Below are 19,387 nucleotides of genomic sequence, written 5' to 3'. Positions count from 1 at the left end.
TGCCGTGTAAGCCGAGAGGTCGGCAGATATGGGCTCAGGCGCGTCGTTCTGCTTAGTCAGTGGGTGAACTTCCCGCTGGCTTAGCAGAAGACCAAGCTTGAAGACTCGGCATTTTCGAGGCTTCAAGTTGTGTCCGCACCGTTCCAGCCCATATCTGCCGGCCGGTAAGGCGAAGGGAAACGCTACCTGGCAGCCGCAGTGCGACCAGCTACCTCAACCATTTACTTAAACAAGTAGACCTTGGATTCGTAAGGGCGGAACGTGGTGCCTTGGTCGTCGGCGTAGTTGCCGATCAGCTTTTCGCTGGCGTTACCCTGGTCGTAGTCGCGGGTCACCGTTTGGTCGGTGAAGTTGTTGATGACCAGTAAGGTCTGGCCGTTGTAGTGGCGATGGTAGGCGAAGACTTGGTCGTCATCGGGGTCGAGTTCTTCGTAATCCCCGAGGACGATGAGGTCGTGGCTGTGGCGCAGCGCAATCAACTGCCGGTAGTAGTTGAAGACGGAATCGTCGCGGTCGACTTCTTCCTTGGCGTTGATCGTCGTATAGTTCGGGTTCAACGCAAACCATGGCGTGCCCGTGGTGAAGCCAGCGTTCTTGGAATCGTTCCAGTGCATTGGTGTCCGGGCGTTGTCCCGGGAAATGTGGCTGAGGTATTTCAGCATGGTTGGCTTGTCGACGATCTTTTCCTTCGTGACGTTTTCGTCGTAGGCGTTCAGACTTTCCAGGTCCTCATACTGGTCGAGGCTGGTGTAGTGAACGTTGGTCATGCCGAGTTCTTCGCCTTCGTAGACGTACGGCGTTCCTTGGAGCATGTGCAGCGTCGTCGCTAACATTTTAGCTGAAACGTCCCGGTACTGCTCGCTGTCATTACCGAAGCGCGAAACGGCACGGGGCTGGTCGTGGTTGTCCCAGAAGAGACTGTTCCAGCCCTTGCCATCGAGGGCGTATTGCCAGTCGGACAAGGCCTTCTTTAATTCTGTTAATTTAACGGGAGCATCGTTCCACTTGCCCAAACGCTTGTCGGGGTTGGCGGACAAGCCAACGTGGGCGGACTGGAAGATCATGTTCAGTTCGTGTGAGTCCAGACCGGTGTAGGTAATGGCCCCTTCGGCAGTGGCGCCCGGCATTTCGCCGACGGTCATCACGTCGTAGTGGGACAGCACCTTGTCGTGCATTTCGTGCAGGTAATCGTTCAGCTTAGGCCCGTTAGCGACCACGGCTTCGACGTCACCATAGACGGCACCCGGTGCTTTAGGCGCATCGGGGAGACCGGCTGGCTTGGAAATGAGGCTGATGACGTCCATCCGGAAACCATCAACGCCCTTGTCGAGCCAGAAACGCATGAGGTCCCAGACTTCATCGTGGACCTTCGGGTTTTCCCAGTTCAGGTCGGGTTGACTAGGGGCGAACAGGTGCAGGTAGTATTGATTCCGTTTTGGCTCAAAGGTCCAGGTTGAGCCGTTGAAATAGGACCCCCAGTTGTTGGGTTCGTGACCATCAACGGGGTCGCGCCAGATGTAGTAGTCGGAATACGGATTATCCTTGGATTGACGGCTCTTTTGGAACCATTCGTGCTGGTCGGAGGTGTGGTTGACGACCAAGTCCATCAGCAGTTTCAGGCCTAATTTATGTGCGGTGGCCAGCATCGTTTCAAATTGGTCCATGTCACCATAGACGGGTTGCACGCTGCGGTAATCGCTGATGTCGTAACCGTTGTCGAAGTCGGGTGACTTGTAGATTGGGTTGAGCCAGATGACATCGGCCCCTAGCTTCTTAATGTACGGCAGGCGCTCGGTCAGCCCGGCCAAGTCACCGACCCCGTCACCATCACTGTCTTGAAAACTCCGGGGATAAACCTGATAGACGACGGCATTTTGCCACCACTTTTTTTCCATGTGAAACCCTCCTAAAATTATCTACTGAATCATCGCTGAATGGGTTGCTTAAAGTTGTTTGCGCAACCGCTTACAAAAATCATTCTAGCATTTTTAGTAAGCGCTGACAATGCTTTAAAACCAATTAAACAAACGTTTGCTTAAATTTAAGGAATTCACTTTTATTTGCTACCAGAAACGGGTAAAATTGAAAACAGAATAACGGGTTACAAGCAGAGGAGGCGGCCAGATGGCGGCGACGATTAAGGATATTGCGCGATTGGCTGGCGTATCACCGGCGACCGTGTCACGGGTATTGGCCAACAAGACGGCCTTTTATGGCCCGGCAACGGCGGAAAAGGTGCAGGCAGCCGCGTTAAAATTAGGCTACCGGAAAAATACGGCGGCGGCCGAACTGGTGACGCAGCACAGCAACGTGATCGCCGTGGTAGTCAACTCGGTCAAGACCAACTTTTCCAGCCAAATCATCACGGGGATTCAGGACACCGCGGCGGCCCACGGGCTAAACGTGATCATTGTTTACGCGGGAATCACGGACCCCGAAGCGCAGCGCAAGGCCCTATTGACGGTGATTGAACGGCCGGTCATGGGCATTTTACTGTTGTCGCTAAATCTGACATCGGAAAACTTGCAGCTGTTGCAGGGCGCCCAGACGCCATATTGCTTCCTGTCGATTGCCTTTGACGACGGCGACTTGCCATCGATCGCGTCGGATGACTGGCAGGTCGGTTATCAAGCAACGCAGACGCTGTTAAAAGCGGGCCACCGAAAAATTGGTCTGGCGGCGGTCGATAGCGATTCGCACACGGGTCGCTTCCGTTTGGCCGGCTATGAGAGCGCACTGCGAGATGCCGGCGTAACGCCACAAGCGGACTGGGTCCAACCGGGTGTTTACAGCTATGTGGCTGGGCGCGAGGCGATGACTGCATATGGTGTCGCGTCTGGACTAACGGGCGTGGTCGCTGGCAGTGACATGGCGGCAATTGGGGTGTTGAATCAAGCCCGGGACCTCGGCTTAGCGGTTCCCACCGACCTTTCCATCGTCAGTATTGACGGTACGGAGATGTGCGAGCTGGTCCAACCGCAGCTGACCAGCGTGTCACAGAACTTCTACGATATGGGGGCGGCTGGCGTGCGGCAACTACTGGCGCCGGGAAAGCAGCTACAACAGGTGACGCCGATTCAGGTAGTCGACCGGCAAACGGTGCGGGTGTTGTGAGTGACCCGAATGATTCGCACTACGGCTGCCAGGGATTCCGCCTGCTATGGGGAACGACTCCAGCCAAAGTACGGGCTTCCGTCTCGTCTCAAAGCCACAGAAATCACGTGTCTTCGAGGTCGTCCCACGCTGTAAGCCGGCAAGACTATCCAAAAGATGATGTGCAGCTAATAACTGCGGAGTTCATGCAAACCGATGAGTCGATTTTTGATTCCTGATTTAGATGTAAAAACCACAAAAAGCAGGCCCCAACCGGAGCGCACTTCAAACGCCGGTTGAGGCCTGTTTCTTCTATTGTATATAAGTTTATTTATAACGGGTGGCAGTTGTCAACGGGGGGATCGACAATCACCACGCTGTAGAAATCGTTGGGTCGGTGAGTTTTTGCTGATTTTACATGGCCGAAAGACCCACTCAAAGGCGCTTACTTAGCGATGTAAGTCGTCTTGAAGTCATAAGGGACACCGGCTGGGTTGTAGTTGATGTTCTTGACCGTGTTGCGTAACAGCTGTGATTTGGCGGATTGATACAGTGGAATCGTGCCTTGGTCGTTCATCAAGACCTTTTCAGCCTTGACCAACTTGGCCCAACGTTCGGTTGGCTTGTTACCATCTTGGTTTTCGGCTTCATCGAGCAATTTGTCGAATTCGGTGCTCTTCCAGCCAGTCGTGTTGTAGCTGGAGTTGGCTTCGAAGACGTCCAGAAAGTTGATGGGGTCGGCGAAGACGGATTGCCAGCCACTCAAAGTGAGTTCGTAGTTCCCATTGTTTTGTTGCGTGATCAGTTGAACGTAAGGAACCGTCTTGATGCTGACCTTGACGTTTGGTAGCTTTTCCAGTGAACTCTGGAGAAATTCAGCGGTTTGCTTGTTGGTGTCGGTGTCGGAAACGGAGAGGGTGACGTTGAGCTTCTTGTCGCCGGTCTGCTTCAGACCCTTTGCCAGCAAGGTCTTGGCTTGTTTCAAATCATAACTGGAGGCACTCTTGACGTAGGCTTCTTGGTTGAAGGCTTCGCCAGTCTTGGGGTTGTTGCCCATGCCGGATGGAACGAACCCTTTGGAGGCCACGGAACCGTCCTGCAGCACGTCGTTGACCAATTGGCTACGGTCGATGGCCAGTGAGAAGGCTTTGCGTACGTCAGTGTTCTTGAAGGCTTTGACCTTGTTTTGGTTCAGGTCAAGTCGTTCGGAACCAGTAGGCAGGCGTTTAACGAAGTCCTTGCTGTTCTTGTTGTTCTTGATCTGTTGCCCACTCAGTAGGGTTTCGTCGGTCTTCTTGGCGTTGAAGAGGTTGTAGCTGGTCGTGGTACTTTCGGTGACGACCTCGTTGATCTTGGTCAAATGAACGGCCTGCTTATCCCAGTAGGTGGGGTTCTTCGCTAAGGTCCAAGACTTGCCAGTCCCGTTCCACTTGGTCAAACGGAAGGGCCCGTTGTAGACGGTCGTGTCGGAGCTGGTCCCATACTTCTTGCCATATTTGTCGACGGCCTTTTGGTTCAGCGGGTAGAAGAGAGGCCAAGCCAGTAGCTTCTTGAAGTAGGAAACGGGCTTGGTGAGTTGAACGGTCAGCTTGTATTTGCCAGTGGCTTTGATGCCCAGTGCGCTCAGCGGCTGCTTGCCCTTGTTGACGGCTTCGGCGTTCTTCACCTGGAAGAGGTAGAAGGCGTCTTGCGAAGCGGTCTTGGGCGCGACGGTCCGTTGCCAGGAGTAAACGAAGTCTTTGGCTTGAACGGTGTCGCCGTTGGACCATTTGACACCCTTGCGAAGGTTGAAGGTGTACGTCTTGCCGCCGTTGGTAACCTTGGTGCTGGTGGCTAAGGCATTGGCTGGCGTGCCCTTGCTGTTGAGGCGGTAGAGGCCTTCCTGCGTGTTCTGTAAAACGGTGAAACTGAGCGTGTCGGTGGCCTGTGCGAGATCGGAAGAGGCCAATTCGGACGACTCGGTCCAATTCAAGACTTGACTGGCGGCGTACTTACCGCTGGCGTTGCCGGTGCTAGCCGCGTTGCCACAGCCGGCTAGAGTTAACAAACTTAATGCTGCAATCGTGAATAGAGTTCCCTTACGTTTCATTCCAAACATCTCCTCGAAAAATATGTAAAAAAATATCGCCCTTATGCTTAAACATAAGGACGATTTCGCTCGCGGTGCCACCTTGATTTATGGGGGACTCACATCCACCATCTCCGTAACTTCTGTTGCCAAAAGTCGGAAGCGGTAACGGGCTTCAAGTCGGGCAAGCAGCTTCCACTGATTGCTAGCAACCAGGCTCATCTTCGCGGTTCCGTTGTAAGCCACCTTTTCAGCTACCGGTGGTCTCTGAACTTAGCGGGAACCGCTACTCTTCCTGGTATTGCGTTCGTGTATTTCTAATATGGCTCTAATACTAATCGGCGGACTGGAGTTTGTCAACAGAAAGATTTGAAGTTATTCAGGGGCGGGGTGACGGCGATTTTGGATAGTCTATAGAAAGAACGGGATGGGAAATGCGGGGAATATTAATATTTTTATCATGGGAATGCCATACATGATGTGAATATTTATGCGGGTAATGCGCTATAAAACTTTTTATTCTGATTATAAATAATTAACTATATGCAAAATCGTAGACTTGTCTTCTAAAACGGCATAGAATGAGATTATCCGTCAGAAATTAAAATCAAAAGTAGAGGCTGACGGAAGAAAGTGGGGACGTTATCGTCATGGGGAAGAAGTATGGAATTGGTTTAGATATTGGAACGAGCTCCATAGGGTGGAGTGTAGTTGATGAGAATGGTCATATTATCCGAGTTAAGGGGCAAACAGGACTGGGAACACGGCTATTTGAAGAAGGTCAGACGGCAGAAGAACGGCGCGGATTTCGAACGACTCGTCGTCGGCTCAGTCGTCGCCGGTGGCGTTTAAGATTGTTGCGGGAGATTTTTGATGAACCGATTTCATCAATTGATCCAAATTTCTTTACGCGCCAGAAGGAATCGAATCTTTCTGCGAAGGATGTACGTTTTCAAACACCGTATCGGTTATTTGATAATTTAGAGGATAAGGAATTTTATACAACTTATCCCACGATTTATCATTTGCGTTGGGCTTTGATGACGGAACATAGGAAATTTGATATTCGGGAGATTTATTTAGCGATTCACCATATCGTTAAGTACCGGGGGAATTTCTTACGTCGTGGGGCACCTAGCACGTTTAAGCCGGGCAAGCTAGACTTTAGGGAACGGTTCGGCGAACTCAATGAGCTTTGGCAATTGATTTTTGGTGAAGAGGAGTCGATATTGCCAACGGAGAATTTGGATGGGATTAGCCAGTTAATTTTGGATACTTCTCGTAGTCGACCAGATCGGCAGAGGGAAATGGTCAAGCAGCTGGTAGCTTTGCCGACCAGCTCAAAAGCGTATAAGTCGGTGTATACAGAATTGGCAAAAGCCATTTTGGGCTTAAAAACGAAGCTGTATGTGTTGATGGGAAAGGATATTGCTAAGGCTGATCAGAAGATGTGGACATTTAGTCTAGCAGACGTTGAAGATAATCTACTAAATATTGAGGATGAATTGGATGTAAGGGATCATGAGCTACTCGAAAAATTAGTTGATTTTCAAGCAGCCATTCAACTCATAGAGATCATACCTAGTGGACAACATTTCTCTCAAGGGATGGTTGAAAGCTATGACAGGCATGCTGAGCATTTGCGGTGGTTAAAAGAATACGCGAAGCAACAGTCTAACAGTGAAAAGCGTCAGGCAATTTACTTGGCGTATGATCATTACATCGATGGTGGCGAAAATGGAAAGGCAGAAATTGCTGACGATTTTTACAAGGAATTTAACAAGGTGCTGAAGGATGACCACAGTGAGTTAGCTGGGAAGATCAGTCGTGAAATTGCGTTGGAACACTTTATGCCTAAACAACGGACTAAAGATAATGGTGTTATTCCTTATCAGATTCATCAACAGGAATTGGATTTAATTATTAATAATCAAAAGCAGTACTATCCTTTCCTAGGAACAGAGAATCCCGTAGAATCTCATCGTAAAGATCACCCCTATAAGCTTGATGAGCTGGTTTATTTCAGAGTTCCCTATTATGTCGGGCCAATGATTACGTCGGAAAAACAAGCACAAACAGCGACAGGGCAATTTGCGTGGATGATACGTAAGACACCTGACGATTCTAGTGAAATTACCCCTTGGAACTTTGAAGATAAGGTAGATCGGATTGAATCGGCAAATGTTTTCATTCAACGAATGAAGACAACGGACACTTATCTGATTGGTGAAGATGTCTTGCCCTTGGAAAGTTTAATCTATCAGAAATTTATGGTGCTGAATGAGCTGAATAACATCAGAGTTGACGACCGCCGATTAAGTCCAAGTCAGAAGCAGCGGCTCTTTGAAGAACTCTTTAAGACACATAATTCGGTTAGTCGTAAGTTACTTCAAGAGCAACTGCGTGCATATGGCGACGTAGCCGAATTGCCGGTAATATCAGGTTTAGCTGATCCAAAGAAATTTAATAGTGGTTTGACGACCTATCGCTATCTGAAAAAAATTTTCCCTGAGGCAATTGACCAGGAAAACCGGCAAGCAGATATTGAAAAGATTATTAATTGGTCAACCGTTTTCGAGGACAAAAAAATATTTCGTGAAAAGCTGAACGTAATTGATTGGCTGACTGATAAGCAACGCGATAAGTTGATTGAAAAGCGGTATCGTGGTTGGGGGCGCCTATCAAGACGACTACTGACTGGAATTAGAGATGAACAGGGAAAGTCGATTATGAACCAACTCTGGGAGACACAGAACAACTTTATGCAAATTGTTAATCAGCCAGATATTTCTGCGCAGATTGAAAAAATCAATGCTACGGGGATGGCCAAACAAGATGTTTTCAACACCATCAATGAGTTATACACTTCTCCTCAGAACAAAAAGGCGATTCGCCAAGTGTTGGCCGTAGTTAAGGACATTCAAACTGCTAATCATGGTGTCGCCCCCAGCTGGATCTATTTGGAAGCTGCGCGTGGAGCTGAACAGAATCCACGGCGGACACGACAACGGCAACGCCAACTCGAAGATCTTTTTGCGGATCGTGCTAAAGAAATTGTCAGCGCGACTGTTAATAGTGAATTGAAAACGCAAATTACGTCTAAAAAGCGAATGACGGACCGATACATGTTGTATTTTCTTCAGAACGGACTTGATATGTATACTGGAGAGAAATTAAATATTGACGATTTGTCTGGTTACGATATTGATCATATTTTGCCACAATCGCTAGTCAAGGATGATTCGCTGGATAACCGAGTATTAGTTCATCAGAGAATCAACCGAAATAAAGGTGACGTTTTTGCTTCTGAAAAGTATGGTGAAAGAATGCGCGGACGTTGGGAAATCTGGCATGCAGCGGGATTGATCAGTGACCGTAAGTTAAAACATCTGCTCATGCGGCCGAGCGAAATCAGTAAGTATGCGACGGGTTTTATTAACCGGCAGTTAGTTGAAACACGGCAGGTCATTAAGCTAGTGACGGATATTTTAAATAGTCAATACGATTCGGAACAAACAAAGCTGGTTTCGGTCAAGGCCGGACTTTCTCATCAATTGCGAGAGGAACTTAATTTACCGAAATTACGTGACTTGAATGACTACCATCATGCGTTTGATGCTTTCTTAGCTGCCCGGATTGGAACGTATTTACTGAAACGCTATCCTAATCTGGAACGGTTCTTCGTTTATGGTCAGTTTCAGATTTCGAAGATTGATCTGCGACGATTTAATTTTATTCATGATTTAATTGGTGATAAGAGAAAAGATAATCCTGATTCAGAGAACCGTGTCATTTATGATCAGGAGACTGGAGAAGTCTTGTGGAATCGAGATAATGAGGTGAAATACTTCCTGAAAATTCTGAGTTGGAAGCACTTGTTGGTGACGCAAGAGGTTGTTGAGAATCATGGTGCATTATTTGATCAGACAATTTATAAGGCTAGTGTAAATCAAAAGAAAGGTAAGAAACATAACAAGTTAATTGCGATTAAGAAGAACCGGCCAACTAATATTTATGGTGGATATTCTGGACAGAGCGTTGCGTACTTAGCTATTGTACGTATTCATACCCCCAGAAAGGATACTTTGAAAGTTATGGGAGTGCCAGTTAGTCTAGCAAGTCAGATTCGAAGCATTAACGGGGAAGAAAATAAAGATGAGAGGGTGATGTTAAAGAAGTATTTCTCTAGTACTAGTAATTTAAAGAATTTCGATGTAGTGGTATCACATGTTTATTTGTATCAAAGAATTAGGGATGAAGTGTTTGGTCAAGTACACGAGTTTGGTTTAAAAACAAATGCTTATTATAGGAATTTCCAGCAATTAGCTATACCACTTGAGACACAGAGAAAGATTAATAGTTACGATGTGACTGACGAAGAATTACTAGCTGTATTTGACGATATATGTGATCAAGTTGTTAAATATTTTCCATTGTATAATTGGAATAAGTTTAGGGAAAAGTTGGTTGTCAGTCGGGAAAGTTTTAAGAAGTTCCCAATAGATGATGTTTTAGATGACAAAGGCAATACAAGTCAAATTGGAAAGAGAACGATAATATCTCGCGTGTTGATTGGATTACATGCGAATGGAACTACAAAGAGTTTAAAAGGATTAGGAATAGATACTGATTTTGGCAAACTACAAGTTAAATCTGGAATAAGCTTAACAAGAGAAGCTGAGTTGATTCATGAATCACCAACTGGATTATATAGGAGCAAGATTAAAATAGCTGATATTAAATAAAGGAGTCAAAAAAGACACCTCACTGACGGATTCAGAAAGGTGTCTCAGGTAAAGAATATGTATTGGCTCGATAACGGGCTCAAAATGTAAAACTTGATGATTTTACGCATCTTGTTTGACTTTAACGTTTAGTAGCAAATCAATAAGGTCAAGTGTAGCAACTCGACTTCAGTAGAATAACATATTAAAACAGACAACGCAAGGGGGAAACTAATGGGGTGGCGAACAATCATGATCAGCCAACACGCCAAGGTATCTCTAACGGCGGGAAACTTGGTGATTCAGACGGATTCTGACCGGTTACACGTCCCAATAAAAGATGTGGACGTGCTGCTAATTCAAACACTTCAAGCGGTGGTGACCACAGCTGCTGTGGCAGCATTAGCGGAAGTTCACGCTAAAATTCTATTCACAGGAAGAGATGGTCAACCAATCTGTGAAACGACCGGGTGTTACCCGAAGTCACGGACAGCGGCATTAGTGACGTCACAGGTTAACTGGGATTTAGGTCGCAAAGCTAATTTGTGGACACGGGTAGTTGCCAGTAAGTTGGCCAATCAAATTGCAGTCGCTCAGCTAATAGGGGCTGAAACTAGCAGTCTGAAAGCAGAGCTGGATAAGTTGGAATTGAATGATGACTCGAATCGAGAAGCAGTGGTTGCCCGACAATACTTTCCGTTATTATTTGGGGATGACTTTTCTCGTTCAGATTTGGTTCCGGAGAATGCGGCGCTTAATTATGGCTATTCGTTACTATTATCGTTGGTTGATCGGTCAGTTGTGAGTCGAGGCTATATGACTTGTTTCGGGATTCATCATGATAATGCAGGGAATGCCTTTAATTTAGGTTCAGACTTAATGGAACCCTTTCGACCGGTCATTGATCAGTGGGTCGCACGCCACAAATTACTAGACCTAACGCCAGATATAAAGTTGGCGCTAGCACGATTACTGGATATGAAGGTTGTTTTCAATGGTAAACAAGAGATTGTCAGAAATGCCATGGACAGATACGTTGCGGAATGCTTGCACTATCTGAATTGTGAGACAGATCAAGTGAGAATAGAGGTAGAATTTCCAAATGAGGTATCGGGTGATGAGACTGATGATTATGTTTGATTTACCAATGCTAAGTAGCACGGATCGACGAAACTATCGTCGATTTCGGAAGTCGCTGATTCAAGAGGGATTTTTCATGATGCAGTTCTCAGTGTATGTTCGGGTTTGTCCGAGTTCACAGAATGCTCGTGCAATTGAGCAGAGAATTGCCGCAATTACACCTAAGAAGGGGTTAGTTCAATCGGTTATGTTGACTGAAAAGCAATATCAGGCCATGCACTTTATCTCTGGTGAACCGAATAAGGATATCCTGAACTCTGCAGAGAGGACAATCATGATATGAACCTAACGTATTATAGTTTTCCGCCGTTTTCTGTTACTAATAGTCGAGTAACGGTCATTGATACGGCGGCGCAGCGCGTTTATCGTGATTTAACTTTAGGATTACAGGACCGAGCAGATACGATTTATTTGAGTGATGATAACTTTGAAGCAGTAGAGCTTAGCAAGGGAGCAAAATGGTATGGTGACCCTATGCTAACGCTGGATTTGAATGCACTTTTCCAAAGAAAGCTACAAGCGAGGCTAATAGCATTGTTGGCAGATGAACAGGTCGTTCAAATGGCAGATGATTTAAGGGAATTATTATCACAACTGCTGACCGACAGTTATTTGATGGATGTTCCATTGGAGCTACCAGAGATACCGGAATTGGCTAAACTAGTTAAATTTAGCAATATCCAATTAACAGCGGATTTGAATGACGATTCTTATGCTATAATTGAGACACTAGTCAAAGTTCTCCTAGAGTTAAATGATCATAAATTAATTGCATTGACCAATGTTAGCCATTATCTCAGTAGCGACCAACTCCAACTGTTGGTGAGATTTATGGCGAATGTTGATTTACCACTTCTTCTAATCGAATTTTCACCTACTAAGCGAACGTCATATTTCAAAGGATGTGACTATCGCTTCATCGATAGCGATTTTGTTCTGTGGTAGAAAAATCGTTATGAGATATTAGTGTGAAAACATCGGCTTTAGATTAGTAGCAAATCAATAAGGTCAAGAGCCCCGTCCTTGTTGACGTAACTACCGGTTTGGCTTTAGATTAGTAGCAAATCAATAAGGTCAAGAGCGGACGAATCCTTTTACTGGTATGACTAAAGGCTTTAGATTAGTAGCAAATCAATAAGGTCAAGAGCATTGAAAAAGGTAACTACAACAAGGTGTTAGCTTTAGATTAGTAGCAAATCAATAAGGTCAAGAGCGCTATGACGTGCAGACAGTGAGAGACTTGTGCTTTAGATTAGTAGCAAATCAATAAGGTCAAGAGCTTCATGTCACAGGCTTGTGACAGTTACTATGCTTTAGATTAGTAGCAAATCAATAAGGTCAAGAGCTTGTCGAACTAAGACCCTATGAGCATAGCCGCTTTAGATTAGTAGCAAATCAATAAGGTCAAGAGCATGCGTCGCAGAACACCCTTGGTTTTACCCGCTTTAGATTAGTAGCAAATCAATAAGGTCAAGAGCCGAAGACCAAGGCGGGGGGCACAACCTGGTGCTTTAGATTAGTAGCAAATCAATAAGGTCAAGAGCGCATTGGGTCTCTGGGGGCACCCTTGGCACGCTTTAGATTAGTAGCAAATCAATAAGGTCAAGAGCGCCGCCTTGATTGAAGCGAATCGTTTGTTTGCTTTAGATTAGTAGCAAATCAATAAGGTCAAGAGCGATGCCCTGGCAATTCTGGTTGTGGTGTTTGCTTTAGATTAGTAGCAAATCAATAAGGTCAAGAGCACAAGCTAGTGCACATCGACGATGACATCCGCTTTAGATTAGTAGCAAATCAATAAGGTCAAGAGCCGGCGGAAAGCTGTTTAGCCTTAGTTTCGGGCTTTAGATTAGTAGCAAATCAATAAGGTCAAGAGCGCTAAAGGCGTCATCGACTGTAACAGGGTGGCTTTAGATTAGTAGCAAATCAATAAGGTCAAGAGCTTTCTTTCTAGATGGGCAGCCATTCCGATTGCTTTAGATTAGTAGCAAATCAATAAGGTCAAGAGCCCGCCGATGATGCCATCAAACTGGCTGTTTGCTTTAGATTAGTAGCAAATCAATAAGGTCAAGAGCGTCAGTAACATTTCGATTGTCGTTGTTTTTGCTTTAGATTAGTAGCAAATCAATAAGGTCAAGAGCTGACACTTACGATTATTGGCAAGTCGTTCAGCTTTAGATTAGTAGCAAATCAATAAGGTCAAGAGCGCTACGCCAACGATTGGAAGCTCAAGCACCGCTTTAGATTAGTAGCAAATCAATAAGGTCAAGAGCCCGATGTAGAAAAGGCTCCTGACGTAGAACGCTTTAGATTAGTAGCAAATCAATAAGGTCAAGAGCATGGTCACGGTGGATAACGTGGACCAGTACGCTTTAGATTAGTAGCAAATCAATAAGGTCAAGAGCTAACTCACGGCTTTACCCTGGTTATCGTACGCTTTAGATTAGTAGCAAATCAATAAGGTCAAGAGCATGGATGGTCTACCGGTTACGGGGATGGCAGCTTTAGATTAGTAGCAAATCAATAAGGTCAAGAGCAACAGCGAATTCAAAATTGCAATTCCTGGTGCTTTAGATTAGTAGCAAATCAATAAGGTCAAGAGCTAGCAATTAGAAAGTTGTGATAGATTCTAAGCTTTAGATTAGTAGCAAATCAATAAGGTCAAGAGCAAAACTACGTGCCGCGCGCATGAACCTATTGCTTTAGATTAGTAGCAAATCAATAAGGTCAAGAGCGCACTAGCGGCGGGTTCGCTCGCAACGAAAGCTTTAGATTAGTAGCAAATCAATAAGGTCAAGAGCCCTTCACAATGGATGGCACGCCATCCCCGAGCTTTAGATTAGTAGCAAATCAATAAGGTCAAGAGCTTTCGGATAAGCTATTATCCCTTGTCAAACGCTTTAGATTAGTAGCAAATCAATAAGGTCAAGAGCTCGCTTCCCGGCTGACTTACCAACAATTTTGCTTTAGATTAGTAGCAAATCAATAAGGTCAAGAGCCGACGCCGGCTGGTGGGAACATCTTTAAGCGCTTTAGATTAGTAGCAAATCAATAAGGTCAAGAGCCATATCGTTGTGCCATAAGGCATCCCCCTTGCTTTAGATTAGTAGCAAATCAATAAGGTCAAGAGCTACTATAGTGTTCCTGGTGTCCAAACGCCGGCTTTAGATTAGTAGCAAATCAATAAGGTCAAGAGCATGGTTGGTCAATCGGCTACGGTAACGGCTGCTTTAGATTAGTAGCAAATCAATAAGGTCAAGAGCTCGGCATTTATCACATCCCCGCACGCTTTGGCTTTAGATTAGTAGCAAATCAATAAGGTCAAGAGCTCACCGAGACCGCGCCGTCTTACTTTCTCAGCTTTAGATTAGTAGCAAATCAATAAGGTCAAGAGCGCGACATCGTTTTTGCCGGTCCCAAGACCCGCTTTAGATTAGTAGCAAATCAATAAGGTCAAGAGCAAACGTTGGAACGTAAAGCTAAGGGCGACGGCTTTAGATTAGTAGCAAATCAATAAGGTCAAGAGCCCGACGAACTGGAACGTCGCATTAAAAAATGCTTTAGATTAGTAGCAAATCAATAAGGTCAAGAGCGGATAGGGGCGTCCGACGACTGCATAGTAAGCTTTAGATTAGTAGCAAATCAATAAGGTCGAGAGCAGAGTGCACCTTTATGATTCGCGGGTGCCAGCTTTAGATTTAGAAGTGAACCAATAGGGAATAGGGTCAAGTTACCAAGTAGCGTTCCACTGTCTCGATATAGATTCTTAACTTGTCAGTAAGCATATCTTTCCCAAATATTAATAATCAAAAAAAGAAGACGATTATTCCTAAATCAAAAACATTAGGAATAAATCGTCTTCTTTTAACATCGCCACAAACCTAGCCACAATAAGGAACAGGCTTGCTGTAATAATACCCTTGCGTTGTTTGTGCATTGTATTGCTGGGCGAGCTTCACATCGTCTTGATCTTCGATTCCTTCAATGGTGAAGCCGAGTTGATACATGTCCGCAATTTTTCGCCAGCTATTGAGGCTACCAATCAGATCGGCTTGCCGGTGTTGCAGGCGGAAATTTTGCATGGCGAACTTAATGTTGTCCATGAAGGGCAGGACATCTTGAATCGCTGGACTCCAAGCGTTGTCGGTGCCAACGTCGTCCAAACTCAGTTTGATGTCGAACGCCTTGTACAGCGCCACGTAGCGGTGTAGTTCCTCTAGTGTCGGGGCTTCGGTCAATTCGACGATCAGCTTTAGATTTTTGATGGATTTTTTCAAATGAATCAGATGGCCAATGGTCGTCCGGTTCGTGAATTGTTCTCGGTTGAGGTTAAAGGAAATTTCGGGATTATTCTGATGATCCTTCAAGATATTCGTAATCTCTTGGTAGGACAACGATACCTGTTGGTCCATTGGTACCGCCGTAAAGTCGGTCGGAGTCACCCAGTAGTCATGGCAATACGAACGTAAAAGTAATTCATAGCCAGCCAATTTTTGAGTTACCGCGTTGATCTGCGGCTGAACAAAGAAACGATACATTTAGAATAAAATCCCCTTCCCGTGTTAGCTACCTTGCCAACATTAGTGATTATTATACATCAATGTCAAATTCATTTACAACCATAATTATCTGGCAATACGGTGTTTTTGCCCCTCAATGTTCGGGAATTGTTACCCATTCACCTGATTAGTGAAAACAAGTTCGCCCCGTTCCGGACTTTTTTCGAAAAATGAAAGCAAAATGGTAAGGTCGCTAGAAGGGGGACCTTACCATTTTTTACAGCTATTAATCTAAATGTAGTTCGTAAGCTCGGCGCGCGTTATCGCCCGGTTCGGCGACGTGAACGATACCGCGGAATTGGTAGCCCATGCTGGTCGCAATGGCCTGCATCCGCTTGTTCATGGCGTGGGTATCGATCCGGAAGTTCCGGACGCCATCGCGGTAGGCGGCGCTGATCAGGTTGGAGAAGAAGTAGTGACTGAGGTGTTGGCCGGCGTAATCCGCGCTCAACGCAATTCGATGGATCGTCGCGTAGGGGTCCGTCGTGTTGGCCCAACCGTCGCCAGTAATTTCATGGTAGTTCGGGTCATCCGCGACCACCTGTGCCGCCGTGCCCGCCACGTGACCATCGACAATCAACAGCCAGCTCTGCAGGGCGTCAATATCTTGGGTAATGCCAGCTTCGTCCGGGTAGCCGTCTTGCCACTGGGGACTGCCATCGGCCTTCAACAGGGCCTTGGCATTCGCAATAATGGGCATGATGGCCGGTAAGTCGGCGCGAGTTGCCTGTCTGATATAAATTAAACTCATAATTTTCCTCCCAAATAGTAGTCGTGGCCTGCCTGATTGAACAAAGTAAGCAGTATTAGCGAGACACTCGCAGCCAGTCCACAACGTGATGTCACTTTCTAGAATACCACTTTGACCAGGGGCCATTGACAGAAAATTCGCCGGGCGGTAAACTAATTCGTATTTAAAAATGACCGCTAGTCAATTTTGAAAATGGAGGTGACCCCATGGCTAACGTCCAAACATCCGCTGAAAAGAACGCCAAGGCTCAGCAAATCGCGGCCGCCGCTTGGCAATTGTTTTCGCAACACGCCTTTAGCGACATTTCCATGGCCATGATTGCCCAACAGGCCGGTGTGGCTAAGGGGACGCTGTTCAACTATTATCAGAGTAAAGAAAGTATTTTCATGACGCTCCTCTTAACTGGTTATCGCGATTATTTCACGACGTTGGCCGCTGAATGGACGGCGAAACCGGTGGCAAATGCAGCGCAATTGAAAACACGGCTGGTGGACCAAACCCGCACGTTAATCAGCGACCATGCGACCTTAGTCCGGCTTAACGCCTTGCGTGGCCCTGTATTAGAATCCCACGCCGACCGCGCGCAAACCGAACAGGGTCGGCGCAACTTGTACGCCGCCAATCTCGCCCTCGGCCGAGTGGTTGCTACCCAGGTGCCGACGACATTGAGCGCGGCCCAAGCCAGCCACCTCTTCGTTATCCAAAGCGCCATTATCAGCGGTCTGATGAACCTCACCGGCCTTGACCAATTTAATCACACGACCCTCAACGTGGACTTTCCCGCGTTTCAAATCGACTTAACTGCCGAGGTCTGCCAGACGTTTGGCTACTACCTCGACGGCATATTGAGATGACCTTCGCCTTACCGGCCGCCAGATATGGGCTGGAACGGTGCAGACACAACTTGAAGCCTCGAAAATCGCGAGTCTTCAAGCTTGGTCTTCTGCTAAGCTGCTGGGAAATCACCGCCAGCTAAGCAGAACGATGCGCCTGAGTCCATATCTGGCGACCTCTCGGCTTACACAGTAGTCTTTTAGCAACTAGGAAGCCGTCGTTATCAGTGGGCCCGAAGATTTAGACGGCACACGGCTTTTAATGGTTGATGTTGCAGAACACAACCAAAGCCGGAGTGCGGTCAATTGACACTAATTTAGCAATATCGGTTCGTATTAACATTGGGCCGAAGTAGGTAATCCATCTCACAGCTTTCAGGAGGAAATCAATGACTCAGAAAAACACGCGTAATTTTGCCATCATCGCCCATATCGACCACGGGAAATCCACGCTGGCCGACCGTATCATGGAGCAGACTCAGACCGTCAACGACCGCGACAGCAAGGCTCAACTGCTCGACGACTTGCAGGTCGAACAGGCCCATGGCGTCACCGTCAAATCACGGACCGTCCGCAACTACTATCACGCCGATGACGGGCAGGAATACACCTATAACTTCATCGACACCCCCGGGCACGTCGACTTCACCTATGAGGTCTCCAAGAGTCTCGCGGCTAGTGACGGCGCCCTGTTGTTGGTTGATGCCACGCAAGGCGTTCAGGCCCAAACGGTGGCCAACTTGCGGCTGGCTCAGGACAACCACCTGGTCGTGATCCCCGTCATCAACAAGATCGATGCTGCCGCGGCCGATGTCGACCGTACCGTCGAACAGATCCGCGCGTTGGCTCCCGAATTTGCGACCACCGAGATCCTCAAGATTTCTGCCAAGACCGGCCTCAACGTTCATGACGTGCTGGAGGCCATTCACACGCGGATCCCAGCACCAGTTGGCGACATGACCCAACCACTCAAGGCCCTTGTGTTCGACTCCCAATACGACGCGTTCAAGGGCATCATCGCCTACGTTCGGGTGGTTGACGGCAAGTTGACGACTGCTGACAAATTGACCTTGATGGCCAACGACCAGGCTGTGGCTGCCAACGAAATTGGAATCTTCGCGCCGCAACGCGTGGCCACCAAACAGCTTAGCGCCGGCGACGTTGGCTACGTGGTGACCGGGCTGAAGGACCCACAGGCGCTGCGGGTCGGGGATACACTGACCAGCGCCGTAACGCCTACAGCAACCGCCTTACCCGGGTACCAACCATCCCAGTCGATGGTCTTTGCCGGCTTCTATCCGCAGGGGGACCACTACCATGACCTCCAGCTGGCCGTGGAAAAATTGGCGCTCAACGACACCTCATTTCACTATCACGCCGAGAGCTCTGATGCCCTGGGTGCTGGCTTCCGCTGTGGGTTCTTGGGCATTTTCCACCTGCAGATCATCCGCGAACGGCTACACGACGAATACGGGTTGGACGTGCTGACGACGGCGCCCAACGTGACCTACCGCGTGCATTTGAAAAATGAAGACGAGCCGGTCGTCGTGAACAACCCGATTGCCTTTCCCGACTATGCCAAGATCGATTTCGTCGAGGAACCGCTGGCCGCAGCGACCATTACCACGACCAGCGAAAGCCTGAGTGACGTGATGAAGTTGGCGACCCAGCACAAAGGGGAGCTCCAGGACATGCACAACCAGGGCGACCTGGTCGTCTTGGTCTACCAGTTGCCATTTGCCGAAATCGCCTACGACTTCTTCAACGCGCTCAAGTCCGTTTCTCACGGCTACGCGACGCTGACGACCGAGCTGAGTGGCTACGACATTGCCGACGTGGTCAAAATTGAGGTCCACGTCAACTACGCCAAGGTCGACGCGCTGTCCTTCGTCGTTCATCGTGAGGACGCACCCAAGGTGGCCCAGGAGTTGGTCCACAAATTAAAATTCGTGATCCCCAGAAAACTCTACCCGATGCCGGTCCAATCCGTGGTCGAAGGTAAGGCCTTGGCCCGCGTGGACGTGCCGCCATTACGGAAGAACGCAGCCGCTAGCGGGGAAAAGAAGAGCACCTCAAAGAAGCAAGCCCTCTTACGGCGGCAGAGCGTTAACAAGCGGCAGGCGGCTCATAGTGATATTGAGTTGCCGCAGGAAGTATTTAACGCGGTGCTGGATTTGGAGAAGTAGCGACTAGCCGATTAGATATGAAGTCTTATTTGAAAA

The 19,387-nt window shown here is 47.4% G+C and carries 11 protein-coding genes and 1 CRISPR repeat array; of the genes, 7 read left to right on the top strand and 4 right to left on the bottom strand.

Annotation, left to right across the window (positions count from 1 at the left end; genetic code table 11):
- Nucleotides 1-221: 221 nt before the first annotated feature.
- On the bottom strand, nt 222-1,895 hold the full coding sequence (locus JUF10_RS01685; protein WP_203640514.1) for a glycoside hydrolase family 13 protein: 1,674 nt from the start codon (nt 1,893-1,895) through the stop codon (nt 222-224).
- 229 nt (nt 1,896-2,124) lie between these two features.
- On the opposite strand from JUF10_RS01685, the gene JUF10_RS01680 reads away from it, so the two are divergent.
- Nucleotides 2,125-3,114, top strand: coding sequence for a LacI family DNA-binding transcriptional regulator (locus tag JUF10_RS01680; protein WP_203640513.1), 990 nt, complete (start codon nt 2,125-2,127; stop codon nt 3,112-3,114).
- Nucleotides 3,115-3,538: 424 nt separating this feature from the next.
- Here JUF10_RS01680 and JUF10_RS01675 read toward each other — a convergent pair whose 3' ends face one another.
- On the bottom strand, nt 3,539-5,182 hold the full coding sequence (locus JUF10_RS01675) for a peptide ABC transporter substrate-binding protein (RefSeq protein WP_203640512.1): 1,644 nt from the start codon (nt 5,180-5,182) through the stop codon (nt 3,539-3,541).
- A 629-nt stretch (nt 5,183-5,811) separates the two neighbouring features.
- Here JUF10_RS01675 and cas9 point away from each other — a divergent pair.
- The 4 genes from cas9 to csn2 all read left to right on the top strand — a co-directional run bounded on the left by cas9 (nt 5,812) and on the right by csn2 (nt 11,970).
- Nucleotides 5,812-9,906, top strand: a complete 4,095-nt coding sequence (gene cas9 / locus JUF10_RS01670) for a type II CRISPR RNA-guided endonuclease Cas9 (RefSeq protein ID WP_203640511.1) — start codon at nt 5,812-5,814, stop codon at nt 9,904-9,906.
- Nucleotides 9,907-10,119: 213 nt separating this feature from the next.
- Complete coding sequence (gene cas1, locus JUF10_RS01665; RefSeq protein ID WP_203640510.1) at nt 10,120-11,025, top strand: type II CRISPR-associated endonuclease Cas1; 906 nt, start codon at nt 10,120-10,122, stop codon at nt 11,023-11,025.
- Complete coding sequence (gene cas2, locus JUF10_RS01660; RefSeq protein ID WP_203640509.1) at nt 11,003-11,308, top strand: CRISPR-associated endonuclease Cas2; 306 nt, start codon at nt 11,003-11,005, stop codon at nt 11,306-11,308. The genes cas1 and cas2 overlap by 23 nt, the downstream gene beginning before the upstream one ends.
- Nucleotides 11,305-11,970 carry a type II-A CRISPR-associated protein Csn2 gene (gene csn2 / locus JUF10_RS01655; RefSeq protein WP_203640508.1) on the top strand — a complete coding sequence of 222 codons (666 nt, stop codon included), beginning with the start codon at nt 11,305-11,307 and terminating at the stop codon, nt 11,968-11,970. The genes cas2 and csn2 overlap by 4 nt, the downstream gene beginning before the upstream one ends.
- A 35-nt stretch (nt 11,971-12,005) precedes the next feature.
- A CRISPR array of direct repeats spans nt 12,006-14,681; the repeat unit is 36 nt; unit sequence GCTTTAGATTAGTAGCAAATCAATAAGGTCAAGAGC.
- Between the two features lie 222 nt (nt 14,682-14,903).
- Here the strand turns inward: csn2 and JUF10_RS01650 are convergent.
- Nucleotides 14,904-15,560 carry an EAL domain-containing protein gene (locus JUF10_RS01650; RefSeq protein WP_203640507.1) on the bottom strand — a complete coding sequence of 219 codons (657 nt, stop codon included), beginning with the start codon at nt 15,558-15,560 and terminating at the stop codon, nt 14,904-14,906.
- A 247-nt stretch (nt 15,561-15,807) separates the two neighbouring features.
- Nucleotides 15,808-16,332 carry a GNAT family N-acetyltransferase gene (locus tag JUF10_RS01645; protein WP_203640506.1) on the bottom strand — a complete coding sequence of 175 codons (525 nt, stop codon included), beginning with the start codon at nt 16,330-16,332 and terminating at the stop codon, nt 15,808-15,810.
- A 206-nt stretch (nt 16,333-16,538) separates the two neighbouring features.
- On the opposite strand from JUF10_RS01645, the gene JUF10_RS01640 reads away from it, so the two are divergent.
- Nucleotides 16,539-17,186, top strand: coding sequence for a TetR/AcrR family transcriptional regulator (locus tag JUF10_RS01640; RefSeq protein ID WP_203640505.1), 648 nt, complete (start codon nt 16,539-16,541; stop codon nt 17,184-17,186).
- Between the two features lie 368 nt (nt 17,187-17,554).
- The gene (lepA, locus tag JUF10_RS01635; RefSeq protein WP_203640504.1) at nt 17,555-19,351 is read left to right on the top strand and encodes a translation elongation factor 4; all 1,797 of its coding nucleotides are present in this window, start codon (nt 17,555-17,557) and stop codon (nt 19,349-19,351) included.
- The last annotated feature ends 36 nt before the right edge of the window (nt 19,352-19,387 follow it).

The organism is Levilactobacillus andaensis, from assembly GCF_016861695.1.
In the GTDB taxonomy this organism is placed as follows: Bacteria; Bacillota; Bacilli; order Lactobacillales; family Lactobacillaceae; genus Levilactobacillus; species Levilactobacillus andaensis.
This window is presented reverse-complemented; position numbering and strand designations above follow the sequence as displayed.

Bases quoted from the DNA above. Each gene is read 5' to 3' on its own strand.
- JUF10_RS01645 (WP_203640506.1), bottom strand. From the start codon at position 16,332: ATGAGTTTAATTTATATCAGACAGGCAACTCGCGCCGACTTACCGGCC.
- JUF10_RS01675 (WP_203640512.1), bottom strand. From the start codon at position 5,182: ATGAAACGTAAGGGAACTCTATTCACGATTGCAGCATTAAGTTTGTTA.
- JUF10_RS01685 (WP_203640514.1), bottom strand. From the start codon at position 1,895: ATGGAAAAAAAGTGGTGGCAAAATGCCGTCGTCTATCAGGTTTATCCC.
- JUF10_RS01640 (WP_203640505.1), top strand. From the start codon at position 16,539: ATGGCTAACGTCCAAACATCCGCTGAAAAGAACGCCAAGGCTCAGCAA.
- cas1 (WP_203640510.1), top strand. From the start codon at position 10,120: ATGGGGTGGCGAACAATCATGATCAGCCAACACGCCAAGGTATCTCTA.
- csn2 (WP_203640508.1), top strand. From the start codon at position 11,305: ATGAACCTAACGTATTATAGTTTTCCGCCGTTTTCTGTTACTAATAGT.
- cas2 (WP_203640509.1), top strand. From the start codon at position 11,003: ATGAGACTGATGATTATGTTTGATTTACCAATGCTAAGTAGCACGGAT.
- lepA (WP_203640504.1), top strand. From the start codon at position 17,555: ATGACTCAGAAAAACACGCGTAATTTTGCCATCATCGCCCATATCGAC.
- cas9 (WP_203640511.1), top strand. From the start codon at position 5,812: ATGGGGAAGAAGTATGGAATTGGTTTAGATATTGGAACGAGCTCCATA.
- JUF10_RS01650 (WP_203640507.1), bottom strand. From the start codon at position 15,560: ATGTATCGTTTCTTTGTTCAGCCGCAGATCAACGCGGTAACTCAAAAA.
- JUF10_RS01680 (WP_203640513.1), top strand. From the start codon at position 2,125: ATGGCGGCGACGATTAAGGATATTGCGCGATTGGCTGGCGTATCACCG.